Genomic DNA, 13,417 nt, shown 5'->3' with positions numbered 1-13,417 from the left:
ATAAAGCAAACCTCAGTTTTTGAAAAAAGCCGCTGCCGCCTTTTGCATCGCAGCCAGTTCTTCGGACACCGCCGCATCCGCATTTACCCACTCCCACCAGGCGGATACTGCACTGTGCCCGCCCAGCGCATCCTGCGCGCCAAACAGCGGTGCCAGTAATAACAGGTAGGACAGGTGCGGCGCCAGCGCCACATCGCCAAGGTGTAACGAACGCGCAGCCACATCACCCTGTGCTGCGAGCACACCGTTGAGGCGCCGCAGTTCGGCGTCCATGTTTTCGACCAGGGTGTCCGCGTTCTCGCGCTTGGCGACTGCTGCAAACATCGGAAACACCCCGCCGGGCCCGAGACAGGTATCGGCACAGCGGGCCAGTGTCTGCATTTTCGCTCGTTCCAGTGCATCAGCTGGCAGCAAGCCGCTCTGTGGAAAACAGCTTTCGAGATATTCCATAATGACCCAGGAATCAGCGAGGTGGGAGCCGTCGTCCAGTTGCAGTATCGGGATTTTCCCGTACGGAAACCGGGACATAAATTCCGGCGTACGCAGCTGCGCTGGCGGAGGTTCCACCGATACTGGCAGCTGACCGTGTTTTATCTGTATACGCACACGTGTAGCGTAGGGCGAATGATCGAGATTGAACAGCTTCAAGGTAACCTCCGATTGATGTTACAGCGTTTCGACTATATACCTTAAAGACATAATATTATATCTTTTCAAGGATACACAGCAGGAGAACAGTGAATGGAAACCAGCAACAAAACCGCACGCGAAATCTATCAGGAAATAAAGAATAATCCGGCGCGCAAGCGCTTCGGATTCGGCAGTAAAGCGGTGCTGGTCAACATCGACCCGCAGAAAGCCTATACCCGCACCGATCTGTTTGCCACAGCCTATGAGACAGACCCGAAGCAGCTGGATTATGTCAATGAGCTCGCCAGCCATTTTCGCGCCCTCAACTGGCCGGTCGTGTGGACACATGTCGCCTATATGGATTCCGGTGAAGATGCCGGCATCTGGGGCACGCGCACCGACACCCCGGACTCCCTGCAGAATATCAAGTTCGACTCCGAGCGCTCCGAGTTTGACGACCGGCTCGACATCCAGCCGGATCGCGATGTCATCTACCTGAAAAAAATGCCCTCTGCTTTTTTCGAGACACAGCTGCAGTCGCTGTTGGTCTGGCACAAGGTCGACACCGTGATCCTGACCGGTGGCTCCACGTCGGGATGCATTCGCGCCACCGCCGTAGACAGCCTGTCGCGGGGCTACCGCACAATCGTTCCCGAGCAGTGCGTGGCAGACAAGCACGAGAGCTACCATTTCGCCAACCTCACCGATCTGTCGCTGAAATACGCCGATGTGGTGGAGGTGGACGAGGTACTCGACTGGCTGAGCAACCAAAAGAGTGAACAGGCTGGCACACAGGTGGATGGAAAATAATGAAAGCGGACCCCGGATTCTATGACTACTGGCCCTACGAGGGGCGCCCCCGGATCGAATGGCCGGGCGGCGCCCGAATCGCGTTCTGGGTAGCACCGAATATCGAGTTTTACGAGCTGAATCCGCCGACCAATCCCCATCGCAAGGCCTGGCCGCAACCCTATCCAGCAACCCAGGGTTACAGCATCCGCGATTACGGCAACCGCGTGGGTCACATCAGGCAAATGGACGTGCTGGAGCGCTATGGGGTGCGCGGCTCTGTGTCGCTGTCCACTGCACTGTGCGACCACCATCCGGAGCTCATCGCGATGTGTGCCGAACGCGACTGGGAGTTTTTCAGCCACGGTATCTACAACACGCGCTACACCTACGGTATGTCCGAGGCGCAGGAACGCGATATGATTCGCGATGCGATGGAGAGCATTCACAAACACACCGGCCAGCAGTGCGCGGGCTATCTGGCACCGGCGCTGTCACATTCGGAACTGACGATGGATCTGTTCGCCGAGGTCGGCACGGAACTGTTCGGCGACGCCGGCGGTTTCTACACCTGCGATCTGTTTCACGACGACCAGCCCACCCCCATCAGGCTGCGCAGCGACAAGCGCTTCGTGTCTATTCCCTACTCACTGGAAATGAACGACACCATCGCCTATGTGGTCAACCGGGTGGAGCCACGGCGCTATGGACAGATGCTGAAAGACAATTTCGATCGCCTTTACGCAGAGGGGGAGCAATCCGGTACCGTCATGTGCATTCCCACGCACAACTACCAGGTGAGCTGCCCCCACCGGTTGAAGGCATTCGAAGAGGCGCTTGAGTACATCACCGGGCACCCGGATGTGTGGGTGACCACCGGACGCGAAATCGCCCAGTACTTTATCGACAATTACTACGACGAGAGCCTGCAGGACATCGCAACACGAGGGGCTCGGGCATGACACTGGATAAAGAACACCTCGAATACCCCGAGCGCCACTACGGCATGGACCACGCGCGCTATGACTGGAGTCTGCTGTCAGAGCGCAAGCCGGTCAGTTGGCCGGGCGGGAAAAAACTGGCCCTGTGGATCAACGTCGGCCTGCAGTTTTTCCCACTGAACCAGAAAGGCGAGCCCTTTGCGGTACCCGGCGGCATGACCATGCCCTACCCGGATTTCAGGCATTACTCATTGCGTGACTACGGCAACCGGGTGGGGATCTACCGTCTGCTGAAAGCTTTTGATGCGCACAACATCCGTGCCAGCTTCGCCTTCAATACGGAACTGGCTGAGCGCGCCCCTTACCTGCTCGACAAAATTGCCACACGCGGCGACGAAATCCTGTGCCACGGCTGGAATATGGACAGCCTGCACTACGGCGGCATGGACCCGGCTCAAGAAAGCGAGCTGGTAGAGCGCTCTGTCACGCGCCTGCGCGAACTCAGCGGCCAGTCCGTACGCGGCTGGCTCAGTCCGGCACGCAACGAAAGCGAGCAGACACCGGAACTGCTGGCGGCCAATGATGTGGAATATTTCTGCGATTGGGTGAACGATGACATGCCCTTTGAGTTTCGCACGGACAACGGGCCGCTGGTCGCGATGCCCCTGTCCAATGAGCTGGAAGACCGGTTCATACTGATGAACAACTTTCATTCAGAGCAGTCGTGGCTGGAGCAGGTCTGCGACGCGGCGGATTTTCTGCTCGCAGAGGCGAACAGCGGGGGCAGCGCGCGTATACTGGCGCTCAGTATTCACCCCTGGCTCATGGGCCAGCCACACCGGATTGGCACACTGGAGAAGGCTTTGGCCTATCTGAGCGCGCTTGACGGCGTCTGGTCAGCCCACGCTGGGGATATTTATCAACGCTGGAAATCACAGCAGGATTGAGGAGCTCTAATGAACGCGATATCCAATCTGTTCAAGAACACTCAGCTACACACGCTGGAACGGGATACGCCGACACCGCTCTACTACAAACTCTACAGCCTGCTCAAAGGCGCGATTCTGGACGGCTCCATCGACAACGGTTCGCAGATGCCCACAGAGCAGCAATTAGCGGAGACGTTCAATGTCTCACGCATTACCGCCAAGCGCGCGATGGATGAGCTCGCGGCCGAGGAGCTGGTAGAGCGACGTCGCGGCAAGGGCACACACGTCACCTACGAGTACTCCCCGAAACCGGTACAGGCACCGCTGATCGGCATGCTGGAGGAAATCGAGAGCATGGCGCGTCACTCTGATGTCAAAGTGCTAAAATGCCGTATGCAACTCCCGCCCGCCGCCATCCGCGAGGCGCTCGGCCTCGACAGCAGCGCCAAGGTGCTGCAACTGGAGCGTGTGCGCTACCGCGAGGGGCAGCCCTTCGGATACTACATAAGCTGGACCAATGGGCTGAAAAAAACGGTGAGCAAAAAGGATTTCCAGAAATCACCGCGGCTGGCCATCTTCCGCAAACAGGGTCTTAAAATCACCCATGTCACGCAGACCATCAGCGCCACCGCCGCCACACCAGAACTCGCCGAGGCACTCGATACCGACGTTGGCGCGCCTCTGCTGAGTCTGGTCCGCCACTCTTTCAAAACGGTGCGGGGGCAGGAACAACTGGCCGACTACCTGCAGGTGTTCTACCACCCCGACAGATTTCAGTACCAGATGGATCTGACGCTCGATGCCTGACTCACGCGATACACACCGCAGCCGACTGCGGCAGCGCCTCACAGAGTCCACCGCAGTCAAGGCGCCGGGCGTGTACGATGCACTGACAGCACTGCTCGTTGAGCAGGCGGGGTTTGACTGCGGCTTCGTTTCCGGCGCGGGGATCTCTTTTGCACGCTACGGCAGGCCGGACATCGGGCTGGTGACGTCCAGTGAAGTGGCGGCAACCGTGGCCGCGATGCGCGAGCGCACCAGCATTCCACTTATCGTGGATATGGATACCGGCTTTGGCAACGCGCTGAATGCCCAGCGCACCGTGCGCGAGTTCGAACGGGCCGGTGCATCCGCTGTGCAGATGGAAGACCAGACCTTTCCCAAGCGCTGCGGACATATGGCCGGTAAAAGCGTCATTTCCAGCGGCGAGATGGTAGGAAAAATACGCGCCGTAGTGGACGCGCGCGAGTACGGGGACACGCTGGTGATTGCCCGTACCGATGCCCTGGCCGTCAATGGCTTCGACGATGCGATGTCGCGCGGCGAACGCTATCTGGAAGCGGGCGCCGATGCGCTGTTTATTGAAGCGCCGGGGGACATAGAACAGATCAGGCGTATCGGCGAGCACTTCGGCCACCGCACCCCACTGGTGTACAACCTGCTGGAGGGCGGCAACAGCCCCATCTCCACAGCGGCGGAGGTTGAGGCGGCCGGCTTTCGCATCGCCCTGTTTCCCGTTGCACTGCTACACCGCGCCATTCCCGCGATGCAGGGGCTACTGCAAACCATCGCCAACGACGGCAGCACAGTTGCCCAACACAGCGATATGCTGGATATCTCGCGTATTAATCAACTGTTGGGCGCAGCGGAGTTACTCGCGGGTGCCGAACGCTACAAGGGCGACTGATGATACGGATTGCGCTGCGCTGGATTGCACGAGGACTGCTGGCGATTGTCCTGCTGGTCGTACTGGGAATCGCCTATTTGTGGTTCAGCAACCGCGACATACCGATGGCCCAACTGGAGCGGGAGTACGGCGGTGACGGTCTGCAACGACTTGAGGTCGACGGCGTCAATCTGGCCTACCGGGTCAGCGGCGAGGGGCCACCCGTGGTACTGATCCACTCCCATTTCTACACCATGCGCCAGTGGCAGGCGTGGACGGAACAGCTGTCAAAACACTTCACGGTCATCCGCTACGATCTGACCAGCCACGGACTCACCGGCCCAGACCCCTCCGGGGACTACTCCTACGATCGCGGCGTCGAACTACTCACAGGACTACTGGATCACCTCGGCATCGAAACGACGGCTCTGGTGGGCTCCTCCACGGGCGGCGCTATCGCGCGACGCTTCGCCGCCACCCACCGCGACCGGGTCAGTGCGCTTGTGCTGATCAATACGCCCGGTATGCCAAGGCCAGCCAACCCGTATATGGAAAAGGGCATGCCCGATTGGTTCGGCTACCTGTTTTACCTGCTGCCGGAACGCGTGTTCAAGCCGTTTCTCGCCTCGGCTGTCGCAGACCCCGACACCATTACTGACGAACTGGCCCACGAGACACACCGCATGTACCGCGGGGAAGGCAACCGCTGGGCGGAATTTGAACGCATGAGCAGTTGGCACCCCTCAGACATCAGCGCGGAATTACAACTCATCAGCGCGCCGACCCTGATACTGTGGGGAGAAAACAACCCGCAGCTGCCTGCTGCCCACGCCGACCTGTACCGGGAGCAATTGACCAATGCGGTTTCTATCACCACCGTGATCTACCCCGGTGTAGGCCACGTGATACCACTGGAAGAGCCACAGCAATCTGCAGCCGATACCATCGAGTTTCTGGAGCAACTGCCATGATGTACCGCCTGGCAGTACCGCTAGTGGCCGTGTTGACACTGCTGAGCGCCTGCACCAAAGAGGTTGAGCTGCCAGCGGCGACCCCGCTGCAGGCCGATCCGGCCGCGGTAGCAGCGCTTTACGCTGCGGAGACGGGACCCTATCGGGTCACGGCCATTGAAAACGTCGAGTTGCCGGAAAAGGGAGAGCAACGCGCACTGCCATTGAATGTCTATTATCCGGATGCCAGCGGCCCCTTCCCGCTCATCCTTTTCTCCCACGGCAACTGGTCAGACCGCCACAGCTATGATCGCCTGATCGAGCACTGGGTATCACACGGCTATGTCGTGATCGCGCCCGATCACCTCGATTGCTGCGGCATGGCGAGGGGGATTTTCAATAGTCTGCGCTACGGCAATCTCGGATTGATTCAGGCCCGTATAGACGACCTGACACGGCTGCTGAACGATCTACCCCAACTCGAAGAGGCGGTACCGGGGCTCAACGCAAAGATCGATCCCGAACGTATCGCCCTCGCGGGCCACTCCTTCGGCGCGTTCAGCGCGCAACAGTTCGGTGGAGCCGCTGCACTGGACCCCGACAGCGGCCAGTACCACAGTGCTCTTGATAACAGGGTGAGTGCCATTGTAGCGCTTTCGCCACCCGGCCCCATGTTCGACGAAATCACCGCAGACAGCTGGCGCGAGCTCACAACCCCGACACTGATGACAACCGGCACCTGGGACAGCGAGCCAACCTTCTGGCCCGACTGGCGCGAGCATCTGATGTCGTTTGAGAGTGCGAAGCCCGGCGACAAGTATGCGCTGGTGGTGGAAGGCGCGGACCACTATCTGGGAAACCTGATCTGCAGGACCGATCGGGAGCAGCCACCACAGGAGGACGCACTGACCATGGTGCACATTGCGACCACCGCCTTCCTCGATAACTACCTGAAAAACAACGCTGATGCACAGGCGCTGCTGACCAGCGACACAATGACCGAAACAACGGGTGAATTCGCCCGACTCGAGCGCCGCTAACCCGTGGCGCCGGGTTGACTGCCTGATTCCCCGCTATCCGCGCCAGCGGACAGCATCAGCCCCCGGACTGATCCGTCGCCGGGTGAAAGCCCTTGGGCAATCCCGCCTCGGGTGTGAAACCATACAGTTCCACCTGCGGCAGCGCGTCCGCCAGCACCCTGCGCGCAGCCATCAGACGTTTAAAGTTCACCCCCGTCTTCAGCCCCATACTTTCGAGTAGAAACACCAGGTCCTCAGTGACGATATTACCGCTGGCACCGGGCGCGAACGGACAGCCACCGATACCTCCCATGGAGGCATCAACCGTGGTCAGACCGGCATCAAGTGCCGCCATAACATTGGCCAACCCCTGCCCACGCGTGTTGTGCAAATGGATGCCACTGAGCATATCGGGCCCGAGCAGCTCGTGAATACGGCGCGTATACTCGCGCACCTGCAACGGGCTCGCGAAGCCGGTGGTATCAGACAAGCCCACCTCATCACAGCCGGCCTCGGCCAGCTTTTCCGCCATCTCCAGCACCTTGGCCAGCGGCACCTCGCCCTCCAGTGTGCAACCGAAGGCAGTGGACAGCGAGCCCTCCAGTTTCGGCCGCTCAACCGCCGGCAGCTCATCGATGGCCGCTCGAATGGCCCGCACTTCCTCCAGCACCTGTGCGTGGGTGCGCTTCAGGTTCTTCAGGCTGTGAGTCTCGCTGACCGACAACGGTACCGTCATCTTGTGGGGTCGAACGGCCAGGGCATTCTCGGCACCGCGCAGGTTGGGCACCAGCACCGCCACGGCAAGGCCTTCGATCTGCCGCGCGTGTTGTACCAGCTCTGCCGTATCCGCCAGTTGCGGCAATACCTTGGCAGGCACAAAAGAGCCCACCTCAACCTCGGGGATACCCGCTGCAGCGAGCGCAGTAATCCAGCGCTTCTTTTCCGCGGTCGGCATGATGGTATCGATGCTTTGCAGGCCATCTCGCGGCCCCACTTCGCTAATTTCGATGTCGATTGAAGACACTGCTTGTCACTCCCGTAAATGGATATTGAGGCGTTGCAGACGCCCGGGCAGGCAATAAGATATAATGTTATAACATACTATCATTTAAGCCCGCTCTATGAAATCCGGAGGCACTATGGCAGAAACAGCAGGACAGGTCCGACCACTGGACGGCATCAAAGTTGTTGAATTCACCCACATGGTTATGGGCCCCACGGTGGGCTTGATCCTCGCGGATCTGGGTGCGGATGTGATCAAGGTAGAGCCGCCCAAAGGCGACAACACCCGGCGCCTGCAGGGTTCCGGGGGCGGCTATTTTGCGATGTACAACCGCAACAAGTCCAGCCTGTGTCTCGACCTGAAATCCAGTGAGGGATTGGCGCTGGCGCAGGATATCGTCAGCCGCAGCGATATTATGGTGGAGAACTTTCGCCCCGGCGCGATGGACAAACTCGGCCTCGGCTACGAGACGCTAAAAGGCAATAACCCCGGGCTGATCTACTGTTCACTCAAGGGTTTTCTCAGCGGCCCCTACGAACACCGCACCGCACTGGACGAGGTCGCCCAGATGATGGGTGGCCTTGCCTACATGACCGGCCTGCCCGACAAACCCATGCGCGCCGGCAGCTCAGTGATCGACATTACTGGCGGCATGTTCGGGGTTATCGGCATTCTGTCGGCGCTGCAGGAGCGCCACCGCACAGGCACCGGGCGTCACGTTACCAGCTCCCTGTTCGAAACAACGGCGTTCATGGTGGGACAACACATTGCGCAACAGGGCGTATTGGGTGATGAACCACCGCCGATGAGCGTGAGGCGCAGTGCGTGGTCGGTGTACGACATATTCACCTGCAAAGAAGGCAATCGTCTATTCGTGGGCGTGGTCAGCGACAGCCTGTGGCAACGCTTTTGCGAGGAGTTCGGTTTTGACGAGTGGGCGGCGGATGAATCGCTGGCCACGAACAACGCGCGCGTGCAGCGTCGAGCCACGATAATACCGACAATTCAGGCGCTTTTTGACACACTGGACATGGACGAACTGAGCACCCGCCTCGACCGTGCTGGCCTCCCTTTCGCACCGATTAACAAGCCCATCGATCTGGTCGACGACCCACATATGCAGGCCGGTGGCTTGCTGGATATCGAACTCAGCAACGGCGAAAGTATCAGGCTTCCCGCACTGCCGGTGGAATTCGACGGCGAAAAGACCCGTGTGTACCGGCAGTTGCCGAAGCCGGGACAGGGCGGGATTGACTACCTGCAGCGGCTGGGTATCGACGGCGCGCGCGTGGAGGAATTACTGACAGCGGGCATCATCACCCCCGAGTGAAGCAACCGCTTCAGTAGACCCAGGGGTATTGATTCTTGCGCTGCTCGTGAAACTGCTCAATCACGTCCCAGTGCGTCTGCGTCAGCGCAATCGCATCGAGGCCCTCCACCAGCATACGCTTGGCGCCGGCCTCAATATCAAAGGCGTAGTGAGTTCCATCGGCTGCGACCGTCTGCCCGGGCAGATCTATTAGCGGCTTGTTGCTCTGCGGCGCTTTGGCCCCCCAGGTGGCTATCGCGGCGATCTCTTCCTCAGCCAGCGCCAGTGGCAGCAGGCCGTTGCGAATGCAGTTGTTCGCAAAGATCGCGCCGAAGCCCGGCGCGATCACAGCGCGAATTCCATACTCTTTCAGCGCCCACACGGCGTGCTCGCGCGACGAGCCACAGCCGAAGTTCGGGCCGGATAACAGGATACTGGCGTCGCTATACTCCGGCTGATTGAGGACAAACTCAGGGTTCTCATCGCGCCCGCCAATCTCGCGGTAGCGCCAACCGGCAAACAGCCCATCACCCAGACCCAATTTGGACACACGCTTCATTTCGCGCGACGGGATTATCGCATCGGTATCGACATTGGCGCGCAGTAGCGGCGCTACCACGCCCTGGTGCTGTTCAAACTTTTCCACTAACGGTACTCCTCGGGCAGGTAAGCGCGCGGGTCAGCGATAGCACCGGCGATGGCCGACGCCGCGACCGTGGCCGGGCTCGCCAGATGAGTGCGTGTCTGCGGACCCTGCCGCGATTCAAAGTTGCGGTTGGTTGTGCTGATCACCCGCTCGCGTTCACCGAAGTGCTCACCGCCGGCGTAGAAACACATCGAGCAACCTGAAGCGCGCCATTCAAACCCGGCATCTGTGAAAATACGGTGCAGGCCCTCTGCCTCGGCCTGAGCTTTCACCGTCATTGAGCCCGGAACACAAATCGCCCGCACCCCCTCTTTTACTTTTCTTCCACGCAGTATTGATGCAGCCAGACGAAGATCAGAGATTCGCGCGTTGGTGCAGGAGCCGATGAACGCGCAGTCGATCGTATTACCCTGGAGTAATGCGCCTTCTTCCAGACCAATGTACTCGAGTGCCCGCTCCAGTTCCTGTCGGGACGCGGTGCTTTTATCGTCTGCATTGTCGGCATCGCGCGCCGCGGGAACGCTGCCGCTGATGGCGATGGTGTGCTGCGGGCTCGTGCCCCAGGTAACCTGCGGCTCCAGTATCTCGCAATCTATCACTAACTCCCTATCGAAGATCGCATCCGGGTCGCTGGCAAGCTCGCGCCAGTGGGACTCAGCCATATCCCACTGCTCGCCGGTCGGGGCGTAGGGGCGGCCCCTGAGGTACTGAATCGTTTTGCTGTCCGGTGCCACGAGCCCGGTAAAAGCGGAAAACTCCACGGCCATATTGCACAGGGTCATACGCCCTTCGATATCCAGAGCCTCCACGGCAGAGCCAGCAAACTCTACCGCGTAACCGGCTCCGCCGCCCGCCCCGTAACGACCGATAAGGTACAGGATCATGTCCTTCGCGCTGACACCGCGCGCGAGCTCACCCTCGAATCGCACCCGCATGGTACCGGGGCGCTTTACCCGCAAGGTTTTGGTGACCAGCGCGTGTTCCGCCTCACTGGAGCCAATACCCCAGGCCAGCGCACCCAGCGCTCCCTGGGTGCAGGTGTGGCTGTCCGGGCATACCAGAGTCAATCCTGGCTGCGCGATACCCTGTTCCGGAGACACCACGTGCACAATACCCTGGCGCGGATCATCGAGATCAAACAGGGTAAGGCCGGCATCCCGCGCGCCCTCGCGCGTGGCGACGATAAAATCGCGGCCACTGGGCATGGTGGTGTCATCGGTACGATCGGGGTAAGTGTCGACAATGTGGTCCATCACGCAGAAGACGTGTTCGGGACAGAACACCTTGCGGCCATCCGCCTGCAAGCTGGACAAAGCGATTGAGCCAGTGCGCTCATGCAGGAAAATTCGGTCGATGTATATCAGGTCGTCCCCGTCAGGCGAGTGCTCCACCAGATGTTCTCGCCACAGTTTTTCAAACAGGCTTAGTGCCATAACTTCTTGTCGCCGCTCCTTCGTTACACGCGTACCGTCTGCCGGACCTGACAGACTAAATGTTATATTCACATAGCATTATAGCTTAATCGCCCTGCGCCTGTCGCAGTCTGGCTTCAATCCGTTTCATCGGCAGATGCTGTCTACCCTCCTCCAGCATGAACTGCAAAAAGCTCTCCGCCACCGGCGACAACTGTTTCTGCCTTAGATGGATAACATGCCACTGCGTGGTGACAGGGAAGCCGCTGACCGGCAGCTGAACAAGGCCATCCGCATCGGCATACACCAGTGCATAGGCGGACAGGATGCCGACACCCATATTCGACATCACCGACAGTTTAATTGCTTCGGAACTGGCCATTACCAGCGGCCGCTCTACCACCAACCCGTTGCTGACCAGGTGCTCATCCACCGCCAGGCGTGAACCGGAACCGACATCGCGCAGAATGATACGCTCGCCTGCCAGATCCTCCCACGTAAGCCGCTTGCGCAGCGCCAGCGGGTGATCTTTTCGCGCTACCACGACTAGCGGGTTCGGTAAAAAGGGGTAGTGGGTGATATCGAGGCGCCCGGGAACGTGATTGAAGATATACAGATCGTCCCGGTTATCCTTGATACGCTCCAGTAGCTCACTGCGCTTGCCCTCCACAAAGTTGAGCTCAATGCCGGGATAGCGTTGCAGGAACGGCCCCAGCAACTGCGGCAGGAAGTACTTGGCACTGGAGTCCACCGCCAGACGCAGGCGACCTGCAGTTACCCCCCGTAGGTCGCCCAGACTGGCGTCCAGCCGATCCAGCAGTTCGACCAACTCTCGCCCCGCCGCCTGCACACGACGTCCCGCCTCTGTCAGGGAAAGCTGTCGCCCGATTACCTCATACAGGGGTAGTCCCACCGCCTCAGTCAGCTTGCGTACCTGAATAGAGACACTGGGTTGGGAGAGATGCAACTGCTGCGCAGCCTGCGCGATGCCCCCCACCTCCGCCACCTTCAGGAATATCTCCAGCTGGCGCAGGGTTCCAAGCTGCGCCAGCCGCCGGGCATCTAGCGCTTCAGGCGTTTCTTTTACACGACTCATAGCCACCTCAATGTATAGATATTAATCTATTTATATATATCATAAATTCAATTTTTATTTATGGTTTGGTTTTTGTAGGATGTGGAGAGTTAATGTTCAATCCGACAATTGAGGAGCCCACGCCATGAGACCCCACGTAGAACTGGTCGACGAAAAAGACCTGATCTGGCACGTTGCCGAATTCAGCCATGCCACCGGTGATGCCAGGCAACAAAACCTGAGCTACGATGAAGAGGATGGCTCAGCATCGCTGCGCGTTGAATTTGTGACGGACTGGTCCCGGCCCGCAGGACTACACGCTGCCTTTACCGAGTGGTACATCATCGAAGGCGAGGTCCAGCTTGGCGACACGTCCCTGACTGCCAACGACTACTGGTGTGCTCCCAAGGGCATACTCACCCCCGCGATTAACGTCAAAGCTGGCACCATCATCCTGCTGTTCCGGGAATACGGTGACTGGACTTTCAGCCCGGCCGATAGCAACGGCCCCGAAGCCAGGGATTTTGACGAGCTCACCGTGTGCAGCGCCGGTGGCCAGGACTGGTATGATGTGACCGACCCCGAGCACGGCAGCCCGATGGATTTCGAGCGCGGCGGCACACCGGTACCGGGGCTGTTCATCAAGATGCTGTACCACGATGTCGAAACCGGTTTCTATACACGCCTGATCAAGGCCAAGCCGGGCTGGCGCGAGCACCCTCTTGCGCACCACCCCTGCTTTGAGGAAGCCTACTGCCTCGACGGCACCTTTGATTACAACTTTGGCGAGATGGTTAAAGGGCAGTATTTCTTCAGACCCAAGGGCGTCCGGCACGGCGATTTCTCCGCTGGCGAGGATGGTACAGTCTGGCTGCTGCGCTGCGATGGACAACTGGTTGACTGGTACACAGATAACGCCAGCGTGGAACTCAAGGGAGATCCGGTAAACTGGGGCGATGGATATCCCAATACCGAGCCACCCGAGTTTGTATTACCGGTGCGCTCGAAATCGGTGGGCCCGATGAAACGGCCGGATTACATGTAAGGG

General features: G+C 59.4%; 14 protein-coding genes. 9 read left to right on the top strand and 5 right to left on the bottom strand.

The genetic code is table 11. The features are described 5' to 3' along the window. Window positions 1-12: 12 nt before the first annotated feature. The gene (locus tag AC0L6S_RS18880; RefSeq protein WP_473425665.1) at window positions 13-648 is read right to left on the bottom strand and encodes a glutathione S-transferase family protein; all 636 of its coding nucleotides are present in this window, start codon (window positions 646-648) and stop codon (window positions 13-15) included. Window positions 649-741: 93 nt separating this feature from the next. Here AC0L6S_RS18880 and AC0L6S_RS18875 point away from each other — a divergent pair, with 93 nt between their 5' ends. Genes AC0L6S_RS18875 through AC0L6S_RS18845 form a run of 7 tightly spaced genes read left to right on the top strand, consistent with a single transcriptional unit; the run spans window position 742 to window position 6,945 of the window. After that, window positions 742-1,440 carry an isochorismatase family protein gene (locus AC0L6S_RS18875; RefSeq protein ID WP_473425664.1) on the top strand — a complete coding sequence of 233 codons (699 nt, stop codon included), beginning with the start codon at window positions 742-744 and terminating at the stop codon, window positions 1,438-1,440. Further along, window positions 1,440-2,381 (top strand): polysaccharide deacetylase family protein, encoded by a 942-nt coding sequence (locus AC0L6S_RS18870; protein WP_473425663.1) that lies wholly within the window; start codon window positions 1,440-1,442, stop codon window positions 2,379-2,381. The genes AC0L6S_RS18875 and AC0L6S_RS18870 overlap by 1 nt, the downstream gene beginning before the upstream one ends. Then, a complete protein-coding gene (locus tag AC0L6S_RS18865) occupies window positions 2,378-3,307 on the top strand; it encodes a polysaccharide deacetylase family protein (RefSeq protein ID WP_473425662.1) in 930 nt (309 codons plus the stop codon). The genes AC0L6S_RS18870 and AC0L6S_RS18865 overlap by 4 nt, the downstream gene beginning before the upstream one ends. Window positions 3,308-3,316: 9 nt before the next feature. Then, the gene (locus tag AC0L6S_RS18860; protein WP_473425661.1) at window positions 3,317-4,096 is read left to right on the top strand and encodes a GntR family transcriptional regulator; all 780 of its coding nucleotides are present in this window, start codon (window positions 3,317-3,319) and stop codon (window positions 4,094-4,096) included. Next, a complete protein-coding gene (locus AC0L6S_RS18855; RefSeq protein ID WP_473425660.1) occupies window positions 4,089-4,976 on the top strand; it encodes an isocitrate lyase/PEP mutase family protein in 888 nt (295 codons plus the stop codon). Before AC0L6S_RS18860 ends, AC0L6S_RS18855 begins: the two co-directional genes overlap by 8 nt. Next, entirely contained in the window at window positions 4,976-5,926 is a 951-nt protein-coding gene (locus AC0L6S_RS18850; protein WP_473425659.1) for an alpha/beta fold hydrolase, read from the top strand. Before AC0L6S_RS18855 ends, AC0L6S_RS18850 begins: the two co-directional genes overlap by 1 nt. Beyond that, window positions 5,923-6,945 (top strand): alpha/beta hydrolase family protein, encoded by a 1,023-nt coding sequence (locus tag AC0L6S_RS18845; protein ID WP_473425658.1) that lies wholly within the window; start codon window positions 5,923-5,925, stop codon window positions 6,943-6,945. Before AC0L6S_RS18850 ends, AC0L6S_RS18845 begins: the two co-directional genes overlap by 4 nt. 55 nt (window positions 6,946-7,000) lie before the next feature. Here AC0L6S_RS18845 and AC0L6S_RS18840 read toward each other — a convergent pair whose 3' ends face one another. Continuing rightward, the gene (locus AC0L6S_RS18840) at window positions 7,001-7,948 is read right to left on the bottom strand and encodes a hydroxymethylglutaryl-CoA lyase (RefSeq protein WP_473425657.1); all 948 of its coding nucleotides are present in this window, start codon (window positions 7,946-7,948) and stop codon (window positions 7,001-7,003) included. A gap of 115 nt (window positions 7,949-8,063) precedes the next feature. Between AC0L6S_RS18840 and AC0L6S_RS18835 the strand changes: the two genes are divergently transcribed. Continuing rightward, window positions 8,064-9,257 (top strand): CaiB/BaiF CoA transferase family protein, encoded by a 1,194-nt coding sequence (locus tag AC0L6S_RS18835; protein ID WP_473425656.1) that lies wholly within the window; start codon window positions 8,064-8,066, stop codon window positions 9,255-9,257. A gap of 10 nt (window positions 9,258-9,267) precedes the next feature. Here the strand turns inward: AC0L6S_RS18835 and leuD are convergent, their stop codons facing one another. The 3 genes from leuD to AC0L6S_RS18820 form a co-directional block, all read right to left on the bottom strand. Beyond that, window positions 9,268-9,882, bottom strand: a complete 615-nt coding sequence (gene leuD / locus AC0L6S_RS18830) for a 3-isopropylmalate dehydratase small subunit (protein WP_473425655.1) — start codon at window positions 9,880-9,882, stop codon at window positions 9,268-9,270. Beyond that, window positions 9,882-11,315 (bottom strand): 3-isopropylmalate dehydratase large subunit, encoded by a 1,434-nt coding sequence (locus AC0L6S_RS18825; protein ID WP_473425654.1) that lies wholly within the window; start codon window positions 11,313-11,315, stop codon window positions 9,882-9,884. Before AC0L6S_RS18825 ends, leuD begins: the two co-directional genes overlap by 1 nt. Window positions 11,316-11,400: 85 nt before the next feature. Then, the gene (locus AC0L6S_RS18820) at window positions 11,401-12,390 is read right to left on the bottom strand and encodes a LysR family transcriptional regulator (protein WP_473425653.1); all 990 of its coding nucleotides are present in this window, start codon (window positions 12,388-12,390) and stop codon (window positions 11,401-11,403) included. A gap of 124 nt (window positions 12,391-12,514) precedes the next feature. Here AC0L6S_RS18820 and AC0L6S_RS18815 point away from each other — a divergent pair, with 124 nt between their 5' ends. Next, window positions 12,515-13,414, top strand: coding sequence for a DUF4437 domain-containing protein (locus tag AC0L6S_RS18815; protein WP_473425652.1), 900 nt, complete (start codon window positions 12,515-12,517; stop codon window positions 13,412-13,414). The last annotated feature ends 3 nt before the right edge of the window (window positions 13,415-13,417 follow it).

It is taken from the genome of Halioglobus sp. D3-4, assembly GCF_055809315.1.
The sequence above is the reverse complement of the archived record's forward strand: the minus strand, read 5'-3'. Positions and strand labels throughout refer to the sequence as shown.

Bases quoted from the DNA above. Each gene is read 5' to 3' on its own strand.
- AC0L6S_RS18875 (WP_473425664.1), top strand. From the start codon at position 742: ATGGAAACCAGCAACAAAACCGCACGCGAAATCTATCAGGAAATAAAG.
- AC0L6S_RS18870 (WP_473425663.1), top strand. From the start codon at position 1,440: ATGAAAGCGGACCCCGGATTCTATGACTACTGGCCCTACGAGGGGCGC.
- AC0L6S_RS18865 (WP_473425662.1), top strand. From the start codon at position 2,378: ATGACACTGGATAAAGAACACCTCGAATACCCCGAGCGCCACTACGGC.
- AC0L6S_RS18860 (WP_473425661.1), top strand. From the start codon at position 3,317: ATGAACGCGATATCCAATCTGTTCAAGAACACTCAGCTACACACGCTG.
- AC0L6S_RS18855 (WP_473425660.1), top strand. From the start codon at position 4,089: ATGCCTGACTCACGCGATACACACCGCAGCCGACTGCGGCAGCGCCTC.
- AC0L6S_RS18850 (WP_473425659.1), top strand. From the start codon at position 4,976: ATGATACGGATTGCGCTGCGCTGGATTGCACGAGGACTGCTGGCGATT.
- AC0L6S_RS18845 (WP_473425658.1), top strand. From the start codon at position 5,923: ATGATGTACCGCCTGGCAGTACCGCTAGTGGCCGTGTTGACACTGCTG.
- AC0L6S_RS18835 (WP_473425656.1), top strand. From the start codon at position 8,064: ATGGCAGAAACAGCAGGACAGGTCCGACCACTGGACGGCATCAAAGTT.
- AC0L6S_RS18825 (WP_473425654.1), bottom strand. From the start codon at position 11,315: ATGGCACTAAGCCTGTTTGAAAAACTGTGGCGAGAACATCTGGTGGAG.
- AC0L6S_RS18820 (WP_473425653.1), bottom strand. From the start codon at position 12,390: ATGAGTCGTGTAAAAGAAACGCCTGAAGCGCTAGATGCCCGGCGGCTG.
- AC0L6S_RS18815 (WP_473425652.1), top strand. From the start codon at position 12,515: ATGAGACCCCACGTAGAACTGGTCGACGAAAAAGACCTGATCTGGCAC.